We start from the raw sequence: 527 nt of genomic DNA on the forward strand, positions 1-527 counted from the left end.
CTCCCCACAGGCTCGCCAAGACGTGCAGTGTTATCGAGCGCAAAGCGGTGGCATTCTGTCTACAAGCAAAACAGTGATGGATGATAACGCTTCTCTCAACGTTCGTTGGGATGATTTGCCGCAGAGTGTTCAAGCGCACTATGAGCTGACGGAAGTTCGCCAACCAGCCAGGGTAATACTCGACCGTCAACAGAAACTGAGTGATGACCTTAAACTGTTCAGTACCGAAGGTGAGCGAATTATTGTCAGCAGCGAAGGCGATGTTTGCCCACAACTCGACCAAAGCGGAAAAATTGATTTAGCTGCCACCCTAAAAGCGGTCGCGACTCAGCATAATATCAACCATTTATGGGTGGAAGCTGGCGCGACGCTCGCGAGTTCTCTAATCAAAGCTAACCTTGTAGATGAGTTGATTGTCTATCTCGCTCCGAAACTAATGGGAAGCGATGGACGTGGTTTAATTGGCGCGCTGGGATTGACGGAGATGGCGCAGGTCATCGATTTAAATATTACTGATGTGCGAATGG

The 527-nt window shown here is 49.3% G+C and carries 1 protein-coding gene; it reads left to right on the forward strand.

The features are described from left to right. Positions 1–527 (forward strand): RibD family protein (locus R7Z47_RS26715; protein ID WP_318131007.1); only part of this gene is annotated, 527 nt, incomplete at both ends.

Source organism: Vibrio sp. 1641 (assembly GCF_033339995.1).
GTDB lineage: Bacteria > Pseudomonadota > Gammaproteobacteria > Enterobacterales > Vibrionaceae > Vibrio > Vibrio alginolyticus.